This is a genomic window from Clostridium sp. HBUAS56017, from assembly GCF_007115085.1.
Lineage (GTDB): Bacteria > Bacillota > Clostridia > Clostridiales > Clostridiaceae > Clostridium > Clostridium cibarium.
This window is the reverse complement of record NZ_SULK01000029.1, coordinates 1-24,630: the sequence shown is the minus strand read 5'-3', so window position 1 is coordinate 24,630 and position 24,630 is coordinate 1. Positions and strand designations below refer to the sequence as shown.

24 protein-coding genes and 1 other annotated feature are annotated in these 24,630 nt (G+C 30.0%); of the genes, 4 read left to right on the top strand and 20 right to left on the bottom strand.

All coding sequences use genetic code 11. The features are described from left to right. Positions 1 to 8 precede the first annotated feature (8 nt). The 12 genes from FAY47_RS18080 to FAY47_RS18025 all read right to left on the bottom strand — a co-directional run bounded on the left by FAY47_RS18080 (position 9) and on the right by FAY47_RS18025 (position 11,909). Positions 9 to 845 (bottom strand): Cof-type HAD-IIB family hydrolase, encoded by an 837-nt coding sequence (locus FAY47_RS18080; protein WP_143318329.1) that lies wholly within the window; start codon positions 843 to 845, stop codon positions 9 to 11. 26 nt (positions 846 to 871) lie between these two features. After that, complete coding sequence (locus FAY47_RS18075) at positions 872 to 2,152, bottom strand: VanW family protein (RefSeq protein WP_185966895.1); 1,281 nt, start codon at positions 2,150 to 2,152, stop codon at positions 872 to 874. A 221-nt stretch (positions 2,153 to 2,373) separates the two neighbouring features. Next, on the bottom strand, positions 2,374 to 3,315 hold the full coding sequence (locus FAY47_RS18070; RefSeq protein ID WP_143318327.1) for a glycoside hydrolase family 25 protein: 942 nt from the start codon (positions 3,313 to 3,315) through the stop codon (positions 2,374 to 2,376). Positions 3,316 to 3,389: 74 nt separating this feature from the next. Then, positions 3,390 to 4,919, bottom strand: a complete 1,530-nt coding sequence (locus tag FAY47_RS18065) for an ATP-binding protein (RefSeq protein ID WP_143318326.1) — start codon at positions 4,917 to 4,919, stop codon at positions 3,390 to 3,392. Continuing rightward, positions 4,909 to 5,616 (bottom strand): response regulator transcription factor, encoded by a 708-nt coding sequence (locus FAY47_RS18060; RefSeq protein WP_143318325.1) that lies wholly within the window; start codon positions 5,614 to 5,616, stop codon positions 4,909 to 4,911. Before FAY47_RS18060 ends, FAY47_RS18065 begins: the two co-directional genes overlap by 11 nt. 159 nt (positions 5,617 to 5,775) lie before the next feature. Next, a complete protein-coding gene (locus tag FAY47_RS18055) occupies positions 5,776 to 6,681 on the bottom strand; it encodes a D-alanine--D-alanine ligase (RefSeq protein ID WP_143318324.1) in 906 nt (301 codons plus the stop codon). A gap of 116 nt (positions 6,682 to 6,797) precedes the next feature. Continuing rightward, the gene (gene nth, locus FAY47_RS18050; protein ID WP_143318323.1) at positions 6,798 to 7,430 is read right to left on the bottom strand and encodes an endonuclease III; all 633 of its coding nucleotides are present in this window, start codon (positions 7,428 to 7,430) and stop codon (positions 6,798 to 6,800) included. Then, positions 7,431 to 8,135: a lysophospholipid acyltransferase family protein gene (locus FAY47_RS18045; protein ID WP_143318322.1), complete on the bottom strand. Its 705-nt coding sequence runs from the start codon at positions 8,133 to 8,135 to the stop codon at positions 7,431 to 7,433. Between the two features lie 279 nt (positions 8,136 to 8,414). Beyond that, positions 8,415 to 8,582 (bottom strand): hypothetical protein, encoded by a 168-nt coding sequence (locus FAY47_RS20675; protein ID WP_207706264.1) that lies wholly within the window; start codon positions 8,580 to 8,582, stop codon positions 8,415 to 8,417. A gap of 146 nt (positions 8,583 to 8,728) precedes the next feature. Further along, positions 8,729 to 9,313 (bottom strand): serine O-acetyltransferase EpsC, encoded by a 585-nt coding sequence (gene epsC / locus FAY47_RS18035; protein ID WP_143318320.1) that lies wholly within the window; start codon positions 9,311 to 9,313, stop codon positions 8,729 to 8,731. Between the two features lie 29 nt (positions 9,314 to 9,342). Further along, complete coding sequence (gene cysK, locus FAY47_RS18030) at positions 9,343 to 10,251, bottom strand: cysteine synthase A (protein WP_143318319.1); 909 nt, start codon at positions 10,249 to 10,251, stop codon at positions 9,343 to 9,345. Positions 10,252 to 10,312: 61 nt separating this feature from the next. Further along, positions 10,313 to 10,546 (bottom strand) — a binding site (T-box leader). Positions 10,547 to 10,640: 94 nt separating this feature from the next. Continuing rightward, the gene (locus tag FAY47_RS18025) at positions 10,641 to 11,909 is read right to left on the bottom strand and encodes a CBS domain-containing protein (RefSeq protein ID WP_143318318.1); all 1,269 of its coding nucleotides are present in this window, start codon (positions 11,907 to 11,909) and stop codon (positions 10,641 to 10,643) included. Between the two features lie 340 nt (positions 11,910 to 12,249). On the opposite strand from FAY47_RS18025, the gene FAY47_RS18020 reads away from it, so the two are divergent. Further along, positions 12,250 to 14,172: a YgiQ family radical SAM protein gene (locus tag FAY47_RS18020; RefSeq protein ID WP_143318317.1), complete on the top strand. Its 1,923-nt coding sequence runs from the start codon at positions 12,250 to 12,252 to the stop codon at positions 14,170 to 14,172. Between the two features lie 17 nt (positions 14,173 to 14,189). On the opposite strand, the gene FAY47_RS18015 is transcribed toward FAY47_RS18020, so the two are convergent. Both FAY47_RS18015 and FAY47_RS18010 read right to left on the bottom strand, forming a co-directional pair. Continuing rightward, positions 14,190 to 14,789, bottom strand: a complete 600-nt coding sequence (locus FAY47_RS18015) for a hypothetical protein (protein ID WP_143318316.1) — start codon at positions 14,787 to 14,789, stop codon at positions 14,190 to 14,192. 121 nt (positions 14,790 to 14,910) lie between these two features. After that, positions 14,911 to 15,789 carry a YegS/Rv2252/BmrU family lipid kinase gene (locus FAY47_RS18010; RefSeq protein ID WP_143318315.1) on the bottom strand — a complete coding sequence of 293 codons (879 nt, stop codon included), beginning with the start codon at positions 15,787 to 15,789 and terminating at the stop codon, positions 14,911 to 14,913. A 197-nt stretch (positions 15,790 to 15,986) separates the two neighbouring features. On the opposite strand from FAY47_RS18010, the gene pssA reads away from it, so the two are divergent. The 3 genes from pssA to glf all read left to right on the top strand — a co-directional run bounded on the left by pssA (position 15,987) and on the right by glf (position 18,763). Beyond that, positions 15,987 to 16,508 carry a CDP-diacylglycerol--serine O-phosphatidyltransferase gene (gene pssA / locus FAY47_RS18005; protein WP_143318314.1) on the top strand — a complete coding sequence of 174 codons (522 nt, stop codon included), beginning with the start codon at positions 15,987 to 15,989 and terminating at the stop codon, positions 16,506 to 16,508. Positions 16,509 to 16,675: 167 nt separating this feature from the next. Beyond that, positions 16,676 to 17,635 (top strand): hypothetical protein, encoded by a 960-nt coding sequence (locus FAY47_RS18000; RefSeq protein ID WP_143318313.1) that lies wholly within the window; start codon positions 16,676 to 16,678, stop codon positions 17,633 to 17,635. Positions 17,636 to 17,653: 18 nt separating this feature from the next. Further along, positions 17,654 to 18,763 carry a UDP-galactopyranose mutase gene (gene glf, locus FAY47_RS17995; RefSeq protein WP_143318312.1) on the top strand — a complete coding sequence of 370 codons (1,110 nt, stop codon included), beginning with the start codon at positions 17,654 to 17,656 and terminating at the stop codon, positions 18,761 to 18,763. Between the two features lie 12 nt (positions 18,764 to 18,775). Here glf and FAY47_RS17990 read toward each other — a convergent pair whose 3' ends face one another. The 6 genes from FAY47_RS17990 to FAY47_RS17970 all read right to left on the bottom strand — a co-directional run bounded on the left by FAY47_RS17990 (position 18,776) and on the right by FAY47_RS17970 (position 24,424). Continuing rightward, positions 18,776 to 19,105, bottom strand: a complete 330-nt coding sequence (locus FAY47_RS17990) for a hypothetical protein (protein ID WP_143318311.1) — start codon at positions 19,103 to 19,105, stop codon at positions 18,776 to 18,778. Positions 19,106 to 19,168: 63 nt separating this feature from the next. Continuing rightward, entirely contained in the window at positions 19,169 to 19,336 is a 168-nt protein-coding gene (locus tag FAY47_RS20475; RefSeq protein WP_185966893.1) for a hypothetical protein, read from the bottom strand. 15 nt (positions 19,337 to 19,351) lie between these two features. After that, on the bottom strand, positions 19,352 to 19,888 hold the full coding sequence (locus tag FAY47_RS17985) for a rubrerythrin family protein (protein WP_143318310.1): 537 nt from the start codon (positions 19,886 to 19,888) through the stop codon (positions 19,352 to 19,354). A gap of 48 nt (positions 19,889 to 19,936) precedes the next feature. Further along, positions 19,937 to 21,319: a SpoVR family protein gene (locus FAY47_RS17980; protein ID WP_143318309.1), complete on the bottom strand. Its 1,383-nt coding sequence runs from the start codon at positions 21,317 to 21,319 to the stop codon at positions 19,937 to 19,939. A 2-nt stretch (positions 21,320 to 21,321) separates the two neighbouring features. Further along, entirely contained in the window at positions 21,322 to 22,494 is a 1,173-nt protein-coding gene (gene yhbH / locus FAY47_RS17975) for a sporulation protein YhbH (RefSeq protein WP_143318308.1), read from the bottom strand. A gap of 7 nt (positions 22,495 to 22,501) precedes the next feature. After that, the gene (locus FAY47_RS17970; protein WP_143318307.1) at positions 22,502 to 24,424 is read right to left on the bottom strand and encodes a PrkA family serine protein kinase; all 1,923 of its coding nucleotides are present in this window, start codon (positions 24,422 to 24,424) and stop codon (positions 22,502 to 22,504) included. Between the last annotated feature and the right edge of the window lie 206 nt (positions 24,425 to 24,630).

The window sequence follows — 24,630 nt, the reverse complement described above, 5'->3', positions numbered from 1 at the left end:
ATCACTTCTTAATCTAAAACAAACTTTTTTATTGCTTTTGCAACTCCATCATTATAATTTGTATCTGTTATATAATCTGCAACATCTTTTAATTTAGAAACTGCATTTCCCATAGCAACACCTATTCCTGCATATTTAATCATAGAAATATCATTTTCATTGTCACCAATACACATTATCTCTTCTCTTTTTATCTTTAAGTCTTCAGCTAATATTTCTACTGCCTTTCCCTTTGAAATTCCATTAGAACTTAATTCAATAGAATATTCTCCTGAACCAAAAATAACTAGATCACTTTTTTCTTCAATCTCTTTTTTAAATGATATTATTCTTCTTCTATCTTTAGAGTAGATGACGCATTTAACTATTTCTTCACTATACTTTCTAAACTTTTCAATTGATTTTTTATAACTTATACATTTATCAAGATTTATGCCATATTCTTTATCTTTATTAAAGTTTACGTATATACTTCCTATGATATATCCAAGCAAGCCATTTGTAATAATGGTATCCTTTGTATAAAAATGCACCGTAACTTTATGCTTTTTTGCCATTCTCATAATATCAATACATTTTTTATAATCAAGTTTATTACAAAATATCTCTCGCTTAAACCCTCTATCCATTATTACTGCTCCATTAGCTGCAATTACTGGACAATTTACACCTATGCTTTTTGATATTTGTACTGCATTATTGTATATCCTTCCAGTTGTTATTACTATTTCTATTCCTTTTTCATGGGCTTCTTTAATGGCTTGTCTACAATTTGTAGTTATCACTTTCTTTTTGTTTGTAAATAAGGTTCCATCTAAATCTATACATATCATCTTTATATTCATAAATTATCCTCTTATACTTCTTAATACTACGAATGTTGCTTATAACTATCAGTGGATATAAGTTCTCTATTTATTTCTTTTCCATTTTGATAAGTTACTTGATAAGATTTTGCTCTAATATTCCCTTCTGCATCAGTTCCTAAATTCTCACTTTTTAATTCATAAGTCTTTCCACCCAAAGCATTTGGATTTCCATAGATATTGAATGTAATTGTTCCGCCCCCACCTATGCCTTCAATATATATTGGAAAATCATAAGTATTTTTAAACTTATAGTCTAAAGACCCCCAAGAAACAGTTGCATCCAATCCAGGTTCTGAATAACCAACTAGCATCATATGATTATGACGTTCAACAGACCTAATATTTGATCTCATTATTGCCCTGTATAAAGTAGTACATACTTGGCATATTCCACCTGCCTCAACTTGTTCAACTTTACCATTTACATACCCACCAGCAAAAGAATATTTTCCACGACCTTTTTGGGATATATCTGAATAACTGAAGGTTTGTCCTGGCATTAAAATAGTACCATTTACTAATGATGCTGCAATTTCTAAATTACTCCCTCTATCTCCAACAGCATAATTTGTTGAAAATGTGGACATTTTTCCAGATATCTTTGATAATTGTTCCTTCGTAATATCTGCTTTTTTCTCTTTCATGTCTAATGAAATATTAGTTTCACCATGTATGTCATTATTTATAGCATTCTTGAATTTTTCCTCAATTCCATCAGTATTTAATTCATACCCATTACTATCAGGAACTACTTCTATCTTATCACCATTAACAGAAATTCTTGCATTTTTAGGCGATACATTAACTTTCTTCTTAACTTCTTCAATTATTTGCTGCGTTTTATTTTCATCATAAGTAAGATCTAAGTCAATTTCATAATTTTTATTATTTCTAATTATAGAACCTTTTTGAAAAAACCATTTATCTTTCCCATAGCTAAGTGCTTCCTCTACAGCCTTATCTATATTATAATTTGCTGTCAAATCCTTATAGGTATAACTAAAAGTCTTTTTTCCAACATTTATATTAAGTTTTTTTTCTCCTAACTTAGTTTTAAAATTATCATTTAATATTTGACTTGCCTCTTCTTTACTTTTACCTCCTAATTCTACATCTTTGACATCAACGCCTGGGTAAACTTTATTCTCCCAGTCTTTTATAAGACCTTGATTAGACATGGAATATGCTAAAAAACCCGAAAAAATAATAACTATAATTCCTAATATGATAATTTGAAAATTTCTACTTTTCGACATAGATATATTCTTTACTTGACTTCCCAAAACTTCATCCCCTTCTATGATTGTTTATATAAAAATATATATTATTACCTTTTAATTATATATTATACCGAAAGAAATTATAAGATATCATTATGTAAAATAAGGAAAACTTTTATATCAAATTCTTTATTTCATAAATGCATATATTAAAATTATTATTATCTTAAATAGTTAATTTTAAAAATGAAAGAAGCCTATGAAAACTCCTCTCATAAGCTTCTTTACAATACTACTCTTGCTCTCCTCTTAGATGTTTCACCATCATAATCAAAAGCTTCAATAGTTATTGTGATGTTAGATCCACTTGGTACATTAAGAGTACCTTTCTTAATAACAAATTGTGTGTCTCCTTCATCAACAGTTCCTACCCAATAATTATTAACAAATAAGTTGTAGCCTAATAAATCCACATCCGGAACCCTATTCCAATTAACTACAATGTTCCCTCCATCTCTCCTTGCTGTTAGCCCTGTTACATTACTTGGTTGTGTTAATAAATCAATATTATTTGGTCCCCAGTTTGCATCTACCGGGTTTCCAACACCTCTAACATTTGCATCTTCACTATACTGCCATATTCTCCATCTAGTCCATCCTCCCTGATCTTTTGGATAAGGTGGATTTCCTGGAATTTTAGTATACATAGCAATCCAAAGAGGCATATTTCTTAACGGAAATCCTCTTCCCGGAACCTGAAAATTATCGTATATCTCTATAAAAAAAGCTCCTGTATAAAGCATTAATCTTCTTCTTGTCTTTCTTTCAAACCTTTTTCTAAACCTATCTATCCAATTTACCAAAGCTGTTGTAGAAATAGTTTTATCAACAGGTGTTTCAATATCAAGTACAGGGAAAAGATCTCCATAATCTCTAGTTCCAAAACCACGTTGTAATATATCAATAAAATCATCACACTGTAAATCTGCTGTATTCAAATCATATGATGGTATACCAAAATGATACGCTCCAACTGGTATGCCAAAATTTCTTGCTTGACGCGCAAACTCTAAAAACTTTTTATCTACTCTAAACCGTCCGGTTCCTGACCCTGAAGATCTTAAGTATAAAAAATCTATCCTTGTAGCTAAAGTCGTAAAGTTTACATTTTGTGAATATTCATTGATATCTATGCCAAATAAGCTATTGGGATTTCTATTTTGCATTTTTCCTCCAAAAGTAATAAATTATTCTCTCTATAATAGAATATTTATTTCTTTCAAAAAAGTTACTCACATTTCTAATATTTTATGCTTTCCAATTTTACATAAAAGCTTATGTCTTCTCCATAACACTCAGCCCAAATTTGACCACCATGCAATTCTACTATATTTTTTGATATAGCGAGCCCAAGTCCCGATCCTCCACTCTTCCCATTTCTAGACTCATCTAACCTATAAAATCTTTCAAAAAGCTTTGAAACTTTCTCTGGAGGTATATTTTCCCCCTTATTTCTTATTGAAATAGTGGCATATCCATCTTTTTTTGATACTCCAACAATTATATTTCCTGGCTTATATGAATACTTAATAGCATTAGTAAGCAAATTTTCAAATACCCTAAGCATCTTATCCGTATCTAAATCTACTAATACCTTTTCTTCAACGTTACTCTTTATTATAGATAACTTATTTTCTTCAAATAGTGGCGTTAACTCATCTATTAACTGAAATAAAAATTCTGTTACATTCACCTGACTTTTGTTTATCTTTATTCCATCATTATTAAGCTTTGTATATTCAAATAAATCCTCAATCAAAACTTTTAATTTTTCTGCTTTGCTAAATGCTATATCTAGATACTCATCTTTAGTTTTTTCATTATCATACCTACCATCTTTGACTAAACCTATGTATCCCATAATAGATGTAAGAGGCGTTCTTAAATCATGTGATACATTTGTTATAAGATCAGTTTTGGTTTTTTCTGCTCTTCTTTCTGCTGCTATCTTTTTATTAATCTCTTTAGACATATAATTTATATTAGCTGCAAAATTTCTTATTTCATCACTGCCCTTTTCCTGAATTTTATAATCTAAATTGCCTCCTGCAATTTGTTTCAATCCAAGGCTTATTTCATCTAAATATTTCATTTTCTTATTTGTTATTATAATAAATGCTACTATAAAAACTATGCAAGAAAGTATTAATGCTAAAAATGAATTACTAGATTCGTAATACTTGTATTTAATATATGATTTTGGCGAATCTTCATATACAAAATAGCATCTATCCTCACCTATTCTTACAGGATACACAAACTTAAGCTGTTTTCCAGAATTATTATCATAATTTACAGTACTCACCCCAGACATAAGTGAAAACAAATCTATTTTATCCTCTACAACATTAGATGATTTTTTTATTACATTTCCATCTAGGTCGGTTATATATGCCTTAGTTCCAGCATTTGACCCGATCGTAGCAAAAAATTGTTTAAAAAACTCTTCATTCTTTAAAGTTACACTCCCATCAGATTTTTGCAATCTATCTACATAACTTTTGGCAGAGTTTTCTACACTTTGAGAATCATAACTTATTGATGCTTGTTTATTTTCACTTTTCATAGCACTATTTAGAAATCCATAAAAAATGAATGACAAGACAAAACATATTGCAACAACTACCATAACCTCAAATCGTATGCTTTTCTCTATCTTTTCTCTTAGTATATCAAAATATTTTCTTGTAGGATTAAAAATTCTGCTCCTATATATCCTCTTCAAAATTCTTTCAATAAGTGGTCTCTTTTTATTTCTATCATTTATCAATTTTATACCCAACCCCCCATACTGTTTTTATAAATCTAGGCTTTCTTGGATTCTCTTCAATCTTCTCTCTAATCTTTCTTATATGCACCATTACTGTATTATCAGACTCCATGAATTCCTGATTCCAGACACTTTCATAAATATTTGAAATAGAAAATACCTTTCCACGATTTTTTGCTAAGAGTACTAAAATATCAAATTCTGTAGGAGTTAATTTAACTTCATTTTTATCTATAAAGGCCTCATGAGTTTCCAAGTTAACCTCTAAATCTTCAATTTGGATTAAATTTTTTGTATCTTCCTCAATCTTTGAATTAACGCTTGGATTTAACCTATAAAATCTTCTTAGTTGTGATTTTACTCTTGCTACTAATTCTAGAGGATTAAAAGGTTTGGTCAGATAATCATCAGCCCCCATATTTAATCCTAAAATTTTATCTACATCTTCTGATTTAGCAGATAGCATTATGATTGGCATTTCCCTTTCCTCTCTAATCTTAAGACACGTTTCTATTCCATTTAACTTTGGCATCATTATATCTAGAACAACTAAATCAATATCTTTTTCACAACTGAGAATTTCTAAAGCTTCTTCACCATCTCCGCATTTTATAGTTTCGTATCCTTCACTTTTTAAATATATTTCAACTAAATCTCTTATTTCTTTTTCATCATCTACAATTAATATCTTTTCCATTTAACTCACCCTCCACATTATCTTAATATTCATATCATAAATATTATCAGATTGGATAATTTTATTCTATATATAACATCTTAATATAAAGTTTTATAACTTCTTAATTATTTCTTAAAAAAAAGGATAAACATTTAGAAATGTTTATCCTTACCTTTTCTATCTCTTTTCTTTTAAAGATTCTTCTATTATTAGATCTAATAATCCACTAAAACTAATATTTTTTCCAGCAGCACTCTTAGGGAAAAGACTATTTTTAGTCATTCCTGGCAATGTATTCACTTCAAGTACATAAGGTATTCCATCCTCTGTTATTATCATATCAACCCTTGAGTAAACTACACATTTCAAAGCTTTAAATGTATCTAATGCCATTTCCTGAACTTCTTTGTGAAGTTTTGCTTCCAGTTCAATAACAAATTCATTAGCTCCACCATCTTGATATTTTGCTGTGAAGTCAAAAAATTCTGCGTTAGGCTTTATTGCAACAACTGGGAACATTTCATTGTTTAATATAGGACAAGTGATTTCTTCCCCTTTAATAAACTTTTCAATCATAACTTCTGTATCCCATTCAAAAGCTTCCTTAACTGACTTCTCTATATCTTTTTTCTCTTTTACGATAAATGTTGCAACACTCGATCCTCCATGAGTTGGCTTTACAACAACCGGATAACCAAGTTTATTTATTTCTTCATAGTCTATGCTTTCGCCTTTTCTAATATTTATCCATGGAGCTGTTCTAATTCCTGCTGCCTTTAATAAGCTTTTAGTCATATCCTTATCCATACAAGCCGCACTACTTAATGGTCCACAACCTGAATAAGGAATATCTAAAGTTTGAAGTACAGCTTGAACTGTTCCATCTTCTCCAAATTGCCCATGAAGTGCAAGTAAAGCAAAATCTATACCTTTCACCTTTTCTACAACATCTACTTTTTTATCTATAACTATAGGTACTATTTCATATTTATTTCTATCAATATTTTCAATTATTGATTCTCCACTCTTTAATGAAATTTCTCTTTCTGAAGAGATTCCCCCCATTATAACTCCAACTTTCATACTGTACCGTGCCTCCTAATTAATATAACATTTATTATCCTATATAATTATATTCAATCTTTTTTTATTAGTTAAGTACCACTGCATTGTTAAATCATTACTAAAGTGGTTTTATTCTACTTGCTTATTTCTCGATAATATTGGCACTGTTCAGTCAATGAACATATCTCGCACTTTGGCTTTCTAGCTATGCAACATCTTCTTCCATGAAATATTAGCAAATGATGTGCAAGAGACCATTCTTTCTTTGGAAGCTCTTTTTGAAGCTGTTTTTCTACCTCAAGTACATTGTCTGAATCCGCAAGGCCTAATCTGTTTGATACTCTAAACACATGAGTATCTACAGCAATAGATGGAACCCCAAAAGCATTAGACAATACTACATTTGCTGTCTTTCTTCCAGCTCCAGCTAGTGAAGTTATCCCTTCCATTGTTTTTGGAACTTCACCATTAAAATTTTCCTTTAGCTGATGAAACATCATAATTAGATTCTTGGTTTTACTCCTATAAAGTCCGATCTGCCTAATTCTCTCTTCTAATTCATCACTTTCAATTTTCAAAAAAGCTTCTAAATCTGGATAATCACAAAAAAGTGTCTTAGTCACTTCATTAACTTTTTTATCAGTAGTTTGCGCCGATAAAATAGTTGCAACCAATAATTGAAATGGTGTTTCATAGTTTAATTCACATTTCGCATCTGGATATGTTTCCTTCAGTATTTCCAGTATCTTTTTTGTTTTTTGCTTCATTTATTTATACACACCTTTATAGCTTTCAGGCAATAAATCTGCAATTGACCTCATTATTTTATTTAAGCATCTTTCATCATAATCGTGCTTATCCTCATCTTTTTCTCGTTTATCAAGTACTACTGGTTTACCAAACTTAACATTCACATCTGCATTATGCCACTTTTCACTTCCCATGTCTCCAGAATCATTTATTGGTAAAAGTTTATCTGTTCCGCTCATTCCTATAGGAATAATATTAGCTTTAGTCATTCTTGCAAGTAACAATATTCCTTTTTTACCTTCTATCATTGCACCAGTTCTACTCCTAGTACCCTCTGGAAATATAACAAGATTACTTCCTCCCCTAACAGTCTTAACCATATTAGTTATAGCTTCTTTATCTGCTGTATTAGGCTTAACGGCAATATTCTTAACTATTTTTGTCCCTATATTAGTTATAGGATCATCAGATAATTTGACGCCTGCTACAAAGAAAGGATCAAAATCTTCTTTTAGTATTTTATCTAAAATCAATCCATCAGAATTACTAAGATGGTTACCTATAAATATAATAGGTCCTTTTATAGACTTAACTTCTTCAAATCCTTCGATATTAAATTTACAATATTTATTTAAATAGCTCTTTACAGTTCTCTTTGCAAATGCAATTACAAAACTTTCAGGCATTATTTTTATCAACTTAACAGCTAATGGCGATAACATTATTCCACCTACCTTTTTTGATTTTTAACATTTATATTATATTCTACTTCAATATAAAAGTCTATGTATAGCTAGTTTCACGCTCTTATTTCCCATTAACAGTTTTACTTTACATATATACCCTGTATAATATAGTAAAAGAACTTCAATTTCCAAACTATACTTTTATTTAATGGAGGATAGATTAATGAATGGAGATAATTTAATTACTATATGCAAATGCTTCATATTAAGCATTTGCATTTGTGTTCTTACTATTATAATAGGCATGATAATAAACTATATAAAAAAATATGCTTTTGTGGACATATTGTTCATGGAGGGTATTATACTAACTATTATCGGTGTATTCTCTTGTATTGGAACAGGTTCTACTGGCTTATACTTTAAAGCAAATAGTAATTCTAACACCCAATTTACAACTACTGATACTTCTGGAAAAACCAAATATGAAAGAGATGTCTCTTCAATAAGAAATATACTTCCTTTAAGTATCTTAAAGTTTTCTTTAATTCTAAGCGGTATATTAACTTGTACAATCTCCTTTATATTCTAATTGAAAAAACAGCAACTTAAAGTTGCTGTTTTTTCAATTAAATAATCATATCATTATATAACTTTTGTTTTGTGCCTTTTCTTGATTTTATTTCAATTATAGTGGCATCTGTTTTTACTATATTTTTAGCAGGAGCTCCTACTGCTGTAGATTTTGGCACTACATCCTTTAGGACAACCGAATTAGCACCAATTTTAGCACCATCTCCTACATATATAGGACCTAAAACCTTAGCACCTGCTCCTATAACCACATTATTACCTATAGTCGGATGCCTTTTCCCTTTATCTTTTCCTGTTCCCCCTAAAGTTACTCCATGATATATAGTAACATCATTACCAACTTCAGCTGTTTCCCCTATTACTACACCCATTCCATGATCTATAAACAAACCTCTTCCAATAGTTGCTCCTGGATGTATTTCTATACCAGTAAAAAATCTTGAAAATTGTGATATTATCCTAGCCAATAAAAATGCTTTATTCTTATATAAAAAATGTGAAAATCTATATGCAATTAAAGCGTGGATAGATGGATATAATAAAAACACTTCTAGCTTGCTTCGTGCTGCTGGATCATCTTCCAATACCCTTTTTAAGTCATAGTTCAAATTTTTGAACAAAGCCTACAACTCCTTTGTATAATTATTTACTAGTCGTATAACCCCATTGATATATACTTTTCTCCTCCATCTGGTGCTATTGCTAATACCTTTTTCCCTTTTCCTACCTTTTTAGCAATTTCTAATGCTGCATAAATTGCTGCTCCTGAAGAAATTCCAATTAAAATTCCTTCTTTCTCTGCAAATTCTTTTGCAACTTTAAATGCATTTGAATCATCTACTTGAATTACTTCATCAATATATTCACTTTCATAATTTCCTGGAATGAACCCTGCCCCAATACCTTGAATTTTATGAGCTCCTGGATTACCCCCACTTAATACTGGTGATGCAGCAGGTTCAACAGCTACAGCTTTAATGCCCGGTATTTTCTTCTTTAAGTTCTTTGCTACACCAGTTATTGTTCCTCCTGAACCTACTCCAGCTACTATATAATCAAGGTCATTTATATCTTTATATATTTCTTCAGCTGTTGTTTCATAGTGTTTTTCAGGATTAGCTATATTTTCAAATTGTTGAGGTATAAAATATCCTGGTTTATCTTCATACTCTAATGCCTTATCTATAGCACCTTTCATTCCTTTACTTCCATCAGTCAATATAAGTTCAGCTCCATAAGCTTTTATAAGATCTCTTCTCTCTTTGCTCATAGTTTCTGGCATAACAATTATTACATTATATCCTTTTAATCTGCCTACTAAAGCTAATCCGATACCAGTATTTCCGCTTGTTGGTTCAACTATTGTCGTACCTTTTTTTAGAATCCCTTGTTTTTCAGCTTTCTCTATCATACCTAGAGCAGCTCTATCTTTTACACTTCCACCTGGATTCCATTTTTCAAGTTTTACATAAACCTCTGCGCTATTCTCTTGAGTTAAACTCTTTACTTTTAATACAGGCGTATTTCCTATAAGATCTAATCCGTCATAATATATCATTTTAATTCCTCCTAAAACTAAAGCATTTTATATAATAAAAAACTTCCCCTCTATAAATAATTATAGAGACGAAGTAACATCCGTGGTTCCACTCTAATTGGATTATAATTAATCCCACTTTTGCAAGTACTAAATATACTCTTCCACTGTAACGGGTGGCACCGAAAAACCCTACTGATCATTTCAGGCTTCAACTCCAAAGGGCACTTCACATAAATTGTAGATAAAAAGTTTCCAGCTACCTTTTCTCTCTGTAATCTTAATTAATGCTACTTTCCTTTTTCATAGCTTTTAATTCTGAGTAATTTACTATCCTTTATATATTATTATATTCTTTGCTCTTAAAATGTCAACAATTTTGCTTAAATTTAACTTAGTATTTTATAATATTAATTATTATTAGTTTTTCTATTTTTCTTCTTCCATAAAGGATATAATACCTCATCTACAATATCATGTAATTGTATTACTCCAATGATTCTACCTTCATCATCTACTACTGGTGTTAATAACAAATCATATTTCGCTGCTTGTTCAATGACTTCTGCAATTGGTTCATCATGTCTTACTGTAGTTATATTATCTTCCATTATATCTTTAAGTTTTACAGTCCCCTTGCTAAGAATCAAATCTCTTAGTATTACAAGACCTTCTATTTTATCCTCTTCATCTGTTACATATATATAATACATAACATCTTCATCTGGTTGCATTTCCTTTAATATATCTATTGTTTCCTCTACAGTTAAATTTAATCCAAAAGATATAAAATCCTTAGACATCATACTTCCAACAGTTTCATCTTCATACTTCAATAATTCTTCTACTTCTTCAGCATCTTCCTTTTCTAGGTTGAAAAGTACTTTATCTCTTTCTTCTTCTTCTAGGTCATCTAAAAGGTCAACTATCTCATCATTATCCATGTTCTCAAGAAGTTCTGCTGTTTTTGTTACTGACAAATCCTTTATTATACTTCCTCTGTATTCATCTTCTATCTCTTCAAAAGTATCTGCAGCTAAATCCTCATCTAATGATTCAAAAACCTGCTTTCTAGATTTATCATCAAGCTCTTCTAGTATATCTGCTAAGTCAGCTGGATGTAGAGTCGATAATTTCTTATATGGAACAGATAATTGCAGATTATTATTTACCATTTCTACTGACTCAACATCATCCCACATTAATACTCTATCTTCATATTCTTTCCTAAAAGTCTTATATATTAATTTTCCAAGCTTTGGAGTTCCCATTCTTCTAAACATAGCTGCTGGACCTGTTTCTACAGCCACAACTCTATATTCTCCTGCAATCTCCGCTATTCTTAAATCATTAACTCTAACTACTTTCTTACCATTTATATCAACTATCTTTCTATCCAATAAATGTTCAGATAAAAGGTATGAGTAAGTTCTTGGAAGGATTTCTCTACTTCCTGTAGTTTTAATTTTAACTTTACTCTTATCCTCATAAAAATTTATATTTTTAAATTCATAATGAAAAGTAACACCTTCTCTTTTAACTTTGTAGCCTATAACTCTTGGATATCCTTCCTCAGTAGTTACATATATATCCTTAAGTTCTCCAAGTACATCATTAAATTCATCATAAATCTTCTTCCCTAAAATTTCAGTATAAAGAAAAACTAATAATCTTTTCATTTAAACTTCCTCCTATTTCCTTTTGAGGGAAGCAAATATTATTCTACAATAAATAATGTATGGTTTCCCTCAAAAATGTTGTATTCATTTTTCTCTTTTTCAGTTTATGAGGTCCCTCATCCATTATTTACACCACCTTGTTTTTCTAAATTTAGTCATAAAATTAGCAGACCTAAGTCTGCCTCCATAAATTATATATTTTTATTATATAATTAACTTCTCTAAAAGGCAAAGGCTTTTTCTCTTAACATTAGAAATATTATTAATTTGAATATGAACTTTTTGTATGATACTATAAGATGAAACTTTCGGAATATAAAAGGAATGGGAGTATAAGAAAATGATTTTAGCTAAAGATTTTTTACCTATTAGTAAAGAAGATATGAAAAAACATAATATAGATGTTCTAGACTTTATCCTTGTAACTGGAGATGCATATGTAGATCACCCTTCATTCGGTACTGCAATTATAGGAAGAACTTTAGAATCTCAAGGATTCACTGTTGGGATTATTGCTCAACCTGATTGGCATAATACTGATGATTTTAAAAAACTAGGCACACCAAGATATGGGTTTCTAGTTAACTCTGGGAATATAGATTCTATGGTTAATCATTATACAGCTGCAAAGAAAAAAAGACACGACGATTTATATTCACCTGGTGGCAAATCTGGATTCAGACCTGATAGAGCAGTTATTGTTTACTGTAATAGAATTAGAGAAGCCTTTAAGGATATTCCAATAGTAATTGGAGGTATTGAAGCTAGCCTTAGAAGATTTGCTCACTATGACTACTGGAGTAATAAAGTCAGAAGGAGTATCCTATTAGATTCTAAAGCTGACCTATTAATTTATGGAATGGGCGAAAAAACAATAATTCAAATTGCAGAATTATTTAAATACGGTGCGACTATCTCAAATATGACTTCCATTAAAGGAACATGTTATTTAACTAAAGACATAGAAAAACTTGATAATTATATAATATGTCCATCATATGAAGATGTAGCTAATAATAAAGATTCATATGGAGAAGCATATAAAATTCAATACTATGAACAGGATAATATTAGAGGAAAAGGGATTATTCAAAAACATGGGGACAGATATCTAGTTCAGAACTCTCCTCAAGATTCACTTACAAATGAGGAAATGGACTTCACATATGACTTACCATTTATGAGGACTTACCATCCAACATATGAATCTGAAGGTGGCATTCCAGCAATAAAAGAAGTGAAATTTTCTATAACTAGTCATAGAGGCTGTTATGGTTCATGCTCCTTCTGTGCCTTAACTTTCCATCAAGGAAGAGTTATTCAAACTAGGAATGCCGATTCTATAGTAGATGAAGCAAAACTTTTAACTAATCTTTCTGATTTTAAAGGATATATTCATGATGTAGGCGGCCCTACTGCTAACTTCAGACACAGAGCTTGCAAAACACAAGCTGAGCATGGAACATGTAGAAACAAACAATGTATGTTCCCTAAACCTTGCAAAAACTTAATAATAGATCATACTGAGTATCTTTCTGTATTAAAGAGGATTAGATCTATTAATGGTATTAAAAAAGTATTCATCCGTTCTGGAATTAGATATGATTATTTAATTCACGATAAAAATGAATCCTTCTTCAAAGAATTATGCGAACATCATATAAGTGGTCAATTAAAGGTTGCTCCAGAACATGTTGCTCCGAAAGTTTTAGCTCAAATGGGAAAACCTACACGAGCAGTATATGATAGATTTGTAAATAAATATTTTGAGATAAATAAAAGAATAAATAAAAAACAATTCTTAGTTCCTTATTTAATGTCATCTCATCCTGGTTCAGATTTAAATGCTGCTATAGAACTTGCACAGTATGTAAAACAGATGGGATATACTCCAGAACAAGTTCAAGATTTCTACCCAACTCCAGGTAGTTTATCTACAACCATTTATTACACAGGTGTTAACCCATTAACTGGTGAGAAAGTTTATACGCCTAAAACTCAAGAAGAAAAAAATATGCAAAGAGCATTAATACAATTTGCAGTCCCAAAAAATTATGAAATTGTAAAAAAGGCATTAATTATGGCAGGCAGAGAAGATTTGATTGGTAATGGTAAGGATTGCTTAATTCCTGCTACTCCCCCTAAGTTTAGCAAGAATAATAAAAAACCACCTAATTCACATAATGCAAGTACTAACTATTCTAAAAAAACTAGCAACAGATCAAATCATAGTAAAAATTCTAGATACAATAAAAAAAGATAATTTTAAGCTGTCTCAAGTTACTTACTTGAAACAGCTTTTATAGTTTGTTTTTTAAAAGTATTTACTGCTAAATTCATTATCATTATAAAAATCCCATCTCCAATTATAGGATATGGAAACAATCTAATTCCACCTAGATATAATATATTCTCTACTATTACCACAGTAAGGGCCACTATTAAATAAAACATTCCATGCCTATTATTATTAGGTTTATCAAAAAAATACACGCAAAAAACTAATAAGGTTCCTACAATAATTAAAGATATGAAATATAGCAACGTCTCATTATTTATATTAATAACATATCCATAGGTTGAATTAAATGTAATTCTTCCTTTAACCAAAAACATACCTGTAAAATATATGATAGAAAATACAACTGCTATTATATAATTAAAATTAAAGTTAAGTTTATCCCATCTTAAATATACATATGATAAAGCTAATACCATTAGTGGTATAGCTAAATGATTTAAAAATAATAATGGTTTTAGAAAATAAACAAAACTCCCACTCTTTATTAGCGATAACAGAAATAATCCTATGTATCTTAATATAAACAAAATACTAACCACGCCCATGTACAACCTTATTTTCTTAGGTGAAAGTTTCATATTCTTTCTTACTAATAGGTAGAGAAAAAAAATAATAAGCAACAAAAAAGTGTAATATGCCAAATTCACAAGAGTTCCTCCAAACATATATTATTGTTACTTATTATTATTAATTTCTATTTTATTTTATTCCTAAAACTTTAATTCCACCCTTTATACATTGGATATGTAGTGGAAAATCTGGTCCTTTTTCTCCATCTATATCAGTTAAAATATCTTCATTAGATTCTATTAGTATGTCATCTGTTTTAAAGTATATAACTTTATCCGAATCTAAATGCTCACCTTTGAGTATCTTTATAAACAAAGGAAGTATTTCACGTATTGCCACTGCCTTAATCATTATAACATCAAGATATCCATCTGTTAAATCAGCTCTAGTTGCTAACTTAAAACTACCTGCTGTTTGTCCGTTAAATACAAGAATCAAGTACATTTCTCCATCATACTCTAATTCTTTAGATTTAAGTTTTACCTTTAACTTTCTGAAATTAGGAATCTCTTCTAACCCTTTAAGGTAGTAGGCTAACTTTCCTATAGTATTTTTTAGATTTACATCTGTCTTCTGAGATACATCTGTAAACAAACCTGTACTTGCTACATTTACAAAGTATTTATTATTAATTCTACCTATATCAACTGGAGTCGGCTCAGTTGACAAAATTTGTTCACAAGCTTCAGTTATATCTTGAGGTATATTTAGAAAAGTACCAAAGTCATTTGCAGTTCCAACTGGCAATATAGCTATTGGTATATTAAGTTCTCTATCCATCATAGCATTTACAACTGAATCTACTGTTCCATCACCACCTGCAACTAGTATGTACTCGTAAGATTCATCTACAATATCAAAAGCTTCTGAAATATCCTTGTCTTTTTGTATTCTATAAGGAACAATTTGATATCCTTTCTCCTGATGTAGCTTAAAAACATTGTCTAATTCATGTAAAATTATATTTTCTCCCGAATAAGGGTTATATATGAATCTAACCTTCTTCATAAATTACCTCCATTAATTAATCCTAAAAGGATTATATCACCAATACCATATATTGTCGAGAATCTCAATTGCCCCTATCTCGCCATAGTTATCCAAAAATAACATTAAGTTTATCTTAATATATAATGTAACTCTTATATTCTACTAATTTCTATGCTATAATTATTCATTGTAATAATGTTTTTAGGAGTGATTATATGAGAAAAAGTTGTATTCCTAATATCTTTACCTTTGTAAACCTTTCATGTGGAGTTATTTCTTTACTATATACACATAAAGGTAATTATATTTTAGCAAGTATTTTTATACTTATAGCTGGTTTAGTAGATAGATACGACGGAAGAGTTGCTAGATTTTTACAGGTTTCAAGTGAATTGGGTAAAGAATTGGATTCTTTAGCAGATTTAGTATCTTTTGGAGTTGCACCTTCAATGTTAATATATCTTCTTTTTAATCTTAACACATTTGGCCCATATGGGGTATTAGGTATAATACTATTAATAACACTTCCAATATGTGGAGCATTTAGATTAGCTAGATTTAATACTTCATCTTTTGATGGTGTGTTCACTGGAGTTCCAATAACAATAGTTGGTTGCTTTTTAGCATTATTTGCGCTTATATGTATTTGGATATCTATCCCATCGTTTGTGGCTGTAATATTAATGATTTTAGGTTCTTATTTAATGGTAAGTAAGTTACATTTAAAGAAAGTTTAAAATTATAAAAAATGCAAAAGATCTTATCTGTTTTTAACAGATAAGATTTTTTTTATCTGCTTAAAGTTTTACAACAAAATTTATTGATTCTTATACTTCACATTGTAATACTTTCTGAAACAATGTTATAATTTACCTGAATATATTATAAATGAGAGGATTAATTTATGAAAGATATTTACATTTTATGTCCAGCAAAAGTTGCAACTGGAGGTCCTGAATTATTACATCAACTTTGCTATAAACTAAATAAAATTGGGATAAATGCAAAAATGTTTTATGTTGGCGACATCGAGAGCAATCCAATTCACCCCAATTATGAAATTTATAATAATAAATATATTACGAAAATCAAAGATACCGAAAATAATATACTAATACTTCCCGAGATACATTTTCCATATATGGACATATTCCCACTTTCTCAAAAAATTATTTGGTGGTTAAGCGTAGATAATTTCCTAAGCAGATTAACTTGGGAAGATACTCCAAGCGGATCATACTCTAAAGAAATAACCTATCTCTACAGAAATACAGAACTTATCCATTTCGTTCAGTCGGAATATGCAAATTCTTTTTTATCTGAACTTGAAATTGACAAGAACAAAATTTATTATTTATCAGATTACTTAAATAAAACTTTCATTGATGAATGTAAAAATTCTAATTACATAAGAGAAAACAATGTTTTATATAATCCTAATAAAGGTTTGGAATTTACTAAAAAGTTAATAAAAAAAGTACCAGACCTTAATTGGATACCTTTAATTAATTATACTCCAGCTGAAATGGCTGAATTAATGCAAAAAAGTAAAGTATATATAGATTTTGGTAATCACCCTGGTAAAGACAGAATTCCTAGAGAGGCTGCTATTTCAGGATGTTGCATTCTCACTAATTTAAAAGGTTCAGCTCAATTTTATGAGGATATTCCAATTTCAGAGGAATATAAATTTCAAGATAAAGATGAAAATATAGATTTAATAATAGAAAAAATTCATTTTCTGCTTAATAACTTTGATACTGAAACGAATAAATTTAATTACTATAGAGAAACTATTTCTAACGAAGAAATGAAGTTTGAAAAAGCTGTAGAAAATGTTTTTTCAAAACTACTAACAGATTAAATGTAAGGAGTAAAAGCTTTGAAACAGTATGATTATTTAATTGTAGGATCCGGGCTATTTGGTTCTGTATTCGCCCACGAAGCAAAAAAAAGAGGAAAAATTTGTTTAGTAATAGATAAAAGAAATACTACTGGCGGAAATATTTTCTGCGAGAAAATTCATGATATTAATGTTCACAAATATGGTGCTCATATTTTTCATACTAGTAACAAAAAGATTTGGGACTATGTTAACAATTTTGTTGAGTTTAATAAATATATAAATTCCCCAATTGCTAATTATAAAGGAGAATTATACAATCTACCTTTTAATATGAATACATTTTATCAGCTATGGGGAACAAAAACACCTTTAGAAGCTAAAGAGAAAATCTCTTTACAAATTGAAAAATCCAATATAAAAGAACCAAAGAACTTAGAGGAACAAGCTATTAAATTAGTTGGAGAAGATATATATTTTAAACTAATCAAAGGATATACTGAAAAGCAATGGGGAAAGAAAGCTACCGAACTACCTCCTTTTATTATAAAAAGGTTACCTGTAAGATTTACTTTTGACAATAATTATTTCAACGACAAATATCAAGGAATTCCTATTGGAGGCTATAATTTGTTAATAGACAAATTATTAGAAGGCATTGAAGTAAAACTTAATATTAATTTTTTTCATAATAGAAATGAATTAGAAAAAATCGCGAATAAGATTGTTTTTACAGGAATGATTGATGAGTTTTATGAATATAAATACGGTATGCTCGAATATAGAAGTTTAAAATTTGAAAATGAGGTTTTTGACTTAGAAAACTACCAAGGTAATGCCGTGGTTAATTATACAGATTATGAAACTCCTTTCACCAGAATAATAGAACATAAACATTTTGAAAATAACTACAGTCCAAAGACTATAATTACAAGAGAATATCCTGCATGCTGGAAAAAAGGTGATGAGCCATACTATCCAATAAATGACGATAAAAATAATTCTCTATATAATAAATATAAAATTTTAGCTGATTCTGAAACTAATGTGATATTTGGTGGAAGATTAGCTCAATATAAATATTATGACATGCATAATGTTATTGAAGAAGCTCTAAATACAGTTGAAAAGGAACTGTCTCAGATATGAGGCAGTTTTATTTTAATTATGATACTCCAACTCATCATGTATCTCTGTCTTAATATTTTCCTTTTGAGTATTTTCATATATTACTTCATTCTTTAAAAAGCAATATTTAACATAAGACCCCTCACACTTTCCAATAACATCCAAAAGATCATCTATTAAATTTCCCACTTCTTTTATCCTATCTAACGCATCCTTAACCTCACTTTTTTTTGCTAAAGGTATAGTATTTAACTCCGAAGTACTACTAACTAACAATCTATATATCTCTATGTAATTTCTAAGCAATGTATTTAAGTTATTTAAGTCTTCATAATGTCCATGTATAACTTTATCATATCCCAAATCAAATCTCTCCCTATAATTAATATGTATTTTAGAAAATTAATAGAGCTGCTATTAACAGCTCTATTCACCTATTTCAGATTGTAAATACTCTTCATCCGCCTCTTCAAAAACACCTTTTATTCCTGTATCTTCATGAAAACAATTTATTTTATCTTCCTTATCTAAAAAATCCAAATCATCCTCAATTACTACAGGGAAGAAAAATTCTTCAGGAACTCTATAAAACATACGACCTCCCGATAGTTACTCTTTCTCTTCTAAAGGTTTAAAATACGCCCTTGGATACTTGCATAAAGGACAGACAATTGGAGCTTCTTTTCCTTCATGGATATATCCACAATTCATACATTGCCATAAAGAAACTTCGTCACTTTTAAACATAGCATCATTTTTTATTTCATTTGCTAATTTTAAAAATCTCTCTCCATGAAATTCTTCTACTTCTTGTAGTTCCTTATAAAAATCAGCTATCTCAATAAATCCTTCATCTCTTGCTATTTCTTCAAATTCCTTATAGATTTTTTTGCTCTCCTCTGTTTCTCCCATTACAGCATCCATTAAATTTTGCTCAGTAGGGCCTACTTTTCTTAAGAATCTATTAAAGGCTTCTCTCGCATGAGCCTTCTCGTTATTGGCAGTTTCATCAAAAATTTCTCCTACCCATCTATAACCTTCACACCTTGCATGCTCAGCATAGAATGAATATTTATTTCTTGCTCTTGACTCTCCTGCAAATGTCTTATAAAGACATCTTTCTGTTTTACTTCCTTCTAGATCCATTACATTTCTCCTAAGTATTCCTTCTAATCTATAAATTATTCCCTTAGCTTAAGATTTGTTACTATCAATTATAGTTATTTTTCCATCATCACAATTTATTATAAAGTTCTTTCCATCCTTTGATTTGCTAATTAGCCTTACAGTATGTCCCCATAGACATTGTATATGCTTTAATGTTTCCTTAGCATATATGAGTTCAAGCTCACGTCCGTCAAATACATGCTCTAATGTTAACATATTGTTCTTCTTATTTAAGTCCACAACCCTAATATACGGAATCATACCTAATCCACTATTAAAAGCTAAATTATCTCGAATTTCTTCCCATCCATCCTCATCTGAAACTTCTTCAATTACATAGTCAAAGCTTCTTTTTCCATATTGAAATAAATTCAATTCTTCACACAAGTCTCTTGTTAGATACCTTCTGATAAATGAAGAATCTCTTTCTATTTCTCTTACTTCAAATATCTTATCTCTGCCATACCGCTCATCTAAATCTTTAAAAATCTTAAATCCAACAAAATAAGGATTAAGCCCTCCAACTATAGGAGCAACTACATCATTATGTCTTTTTAAAAATTCAAAATGCAATTCTTCTTCTAAATTTAATTCTTTCAATATGGTATAATGCCAGAAACTGGCCCATCCTTCGTTCATAGTCTTTGTTTCTATTTGAGGTAAAAAATATTCAGCTTCCCTTTTCACTATCTTTAATATACTTCTTTCCCACTCTTCTAAATCTCCATGTTCAATTATAAATCCTACCACATCATCATACGGCTCTAGTGGTACCTTATCTAAATCGGGTAACTCTATAACTTTATTTGAATCTAATACCCCTCTATTCTCAACTTTTTGCTTATAACTTTCAATAATATCTTTTTTTATTTCTTCATCTGTCCTTTGTTTTTGTCCAATTACACGTCCTACATTTAATTTTATAGAATGTGCTGAATCTAAAATTCTCTCAACCTTCTCATATCCAATACCAGGGGTATTAATATAACTTCTTATTGTATCTGCATCCAACTTAAATAATTCTAAAGAATATCTAGCTTTTGTTCCTTCTCTAAACATTCTATTATTTTTAAAGAAATCATTATGTCCATAAACATGCGCCATTGTTAGTATTTGCAATAATAACGTATTTTCCCTCATTAAGTAAGCAAGACAGGGATCTGAATTTATTACCATTTCATATGGCAAACCAGTCAGGTTAAATGAATATAAAGTTTTGTTTTTTTCATATGACTTTCCAAAACTCCAATGTGGATATCTAGAAGGCATACCAAGGTATGCCTCATATCCTAACATTTCGTTAAATCCTATTATTTCAAACTCTTGAGGATAAAAGTCTAATCCTAGTTCAATAACCTTTTCTTCTATTTTTTCATTCCATTTCATCAAATCATTAAGATTATAATCCACCTTTACTCCTCCTTTAGCTCTTTAGATAACATAAGTTTTAACGCTTCCCACAAATCCTTTTTTTCCTTTACTATAACAGGTACAAAATTATTTAACTTTATCTCTTTAGAAAACCTATAATACATTGTTGTAGAATAGGTTGATGGTAATAATTCTGCATATCCAAACATATTGCTTACCTTACTTAATTCTTTTACAGCTGTCATAGCCTTTTCATTATCTTCTGTCCAGTTGTCCCCATCTGAAGCATAAACAGGATAAATGTTCCACACATTAGGTGAATAACTTTCTTTTATAAGATCTAATGCTAAATTTAACCCACTAGAAATATATGTTCCCCCCGATTCTGCCTTATGAAAAAACTCATATTCATCTACCTTTTTTGCAACAGTTGTATGGGAAATAAACTCAAAGGCAATATTGTTATATTTTCTCCTTAAAAATTTAGATAACACAAAGAAAAACGATCTAGCTAAAAACTTTTTAGAACTATCCATTGAACCCGATACATCCATAATAAAAATCATAACCGCATTGCTTTCCCGCTTTGGCTTTTTCTTTACTCTATAATATCTTAAATCCTCTTCTTTAAAAGGAAATCTCTCAATTTCTTCATCTATATTTTCTTCTTTCAACGCTCTTTTTTTCCCTTGTTTCCTAGCAATCTTAGACATAACCGTCTTCTTTTTTGCCAATCTTGGATTTATTCCATATCTCTGATAACCTTGCTTCTTCCCTGATGTTTCCGTCACTATTTCAGAATATTTCTTTCTATCTAAGTTTGGTAAATCTAAATCCTCAGTTATATAATCCAATAATTCTTCTAATGTGATTTCAGTCTCGTATATGTCCTCTCCCTCTTTATTCCCAGCTCCCTTATTCCCACTTCCAGCTCTTGGGTCATCTGTTCCAATTTTTTCTCCTCTTTTTTCTTCACCTGTTCCTGAAACTACACCTTTAGAATTCTTTCCATAAACAAATTGATATTCTTTTATCCCTCTTATTGGTATCTTGAATTTTTTATTCTTACCTTCACCTATAATGCTTTCCTCTGATAAAATATCTCCTAAATTTTCTTTGATTGATTTATCTACTAACTGCCTATGTCTTCTTCTATCTTCAATGGATCTATCGTGATCAACTATATTTTCACTATTATCCCTAAAGATTGCCATTATCCTATTAATCCTTCCACAAATTATTTGCAGCGTATTTTAATATAACATCACAACAGTGTAAGCAGTAGCCTTTACTCTTCATCTCATCAACCATAGCATTATATTTTTCAGTTTGTTCCTTATCTCTTACTCTAGATTTTGTTACTATTCTTGAGAGGTCTTTAACTGAGGCCATAAGTTTCTTCTCAATAGCTTCTTTTAATGGTTCATAGGAAGTATATTCTATCTTTACACCTTTTCTAACCAAATAAAACATATATGAAGTAACATCAGCTCTAAACCCTTTGCTTGAAGATTCAGATACTCCTATCTGTTCTTCTATATTTCTCATGAACTCTTCGTCTGGATTTAATTCTTCACCAGTTGAAGTATCTTTGATCTTACATTTATTAACAAATGCTTCTGCATTATCAATATAATTATTAAATAGACTTTCAGCTTGCTCTCTAAATGAATGTATAAATGCCTTTGTAATTTCCTTTTCCAAAACCTTGTTATACTCTTTTCTAATGGTATCTTGTACAAATCCCAAATACTTCTTTTTATCGTCAGCACCTATATCCATTTCCTTTATTGATTTTATTATACTTTCCATAATACTCAATGGATTTATACAGTCATATTCAGAATTAGACAACGCATTATCTATTGCTTTAACTATGAACCTTGTTGATATTCCTTTCATTCCTTCATAAGGGCCAGCTTCTTCTCTAAGTTCCATAATATCAATTCTCTTAGTTGTCCCTTTTTCAACTATTTCTTCCCCATTATATATCTTAAGTTTTGTCATTGGATCTGCTTTTGCTGATAGACTAAGTCTAGAAAGTATAGCAAACATTGCTGCAACTTCAATTGTATGAGGTGCTATATGTGCTTTAAAATTACTCTTTTTAAGTATTTTTTCATATATCTTTTTTTCCTCATCAAGCTCTAGACAATACGGAACTTCTATCTTAACTATTCTATCTAAAATGGCTTCATTAGTATGATCTGACTTAAACTTATTCCACTCAGCTTCATTTGAATGAGCAACTATAACTCCATCAAAATAAATCATGGAACCTTTTCCTGGTGAAGGAACAGATTTCTCTTGGGTTGCAGTAATAATTGTATGAAGATATTCTACATCATTTTTAAATACTTCTATAAATTCAACAAGTCCTCTATTACCTACATTAAATGCTCCGTTTAAGGAGAATATTCTAGGATCATCTTCTGAATACAAATCCATCTTTGATATATCTACAGATCCAGTAAGTATAGATGTATCTTGATTATTAGGATCTACAGGTGGAACTACCCCTATACCTTTTCTTGACCTTATAGAAAAAGTATTTGTCACAACAGGAAATTCTTCATATCTTCCGCCATATTCATTGGTTAATTTATATCTACAAACAGGACATAAGTCTCCTTCTATTTGTACTCCAAGCAAGTCTTCAAATTTAGATCTTAAATGTTTAGGTATAAGATGCAAAGGTTCTTCATGCATCGGACAACCCTTTAAGGAATACACTGGTAAACAATCCTCTAATGCCTTTTTTAAACTTTCAACTAAAGAAGATTTACCTGCTCCAACAGGTCCAACTAGATATAACACTTGTCTTGATTCTTCACCTTTCATAGCTGCAGAATTGAAATAATTAACCAATTTCATAATAACTTTATCAATTCCATAGAAATCATCTTTAAAAAATCCGTATTTTCTTATTGTCTCATTTCCATATATTTTTTTTACTCTAGGGTTTTCCTCCCCCTTTAAAACTTCAACCCCTTTACTCTTAATAATTTCGTACATTCTCTTGTGCGATAACATTGCCACATCTGGATTTTTCTTTACAATTTCTAAGTAATCTAAAAAAGTTCCCTCAAACTTCTCCTTGTTTCTATTTTCTCTATCATTTTTTATAAATTCTTTGAAGTTCATACACACTCCCTCCTTTTACTAAAATATATTCATAAAAAGGCTAGATGTATGACTTTAATATGAAACTTTGTTGTATTTTTCAATTAAGAATTAATAATTTATCTAACTAAAATGTCTTTCATTACATAATCGAGTAGGAGGTAGATAATTATTTTATCTACCGACCTCTCACACCACCGTACGTACCGTTCGGTATACGGCGGTTC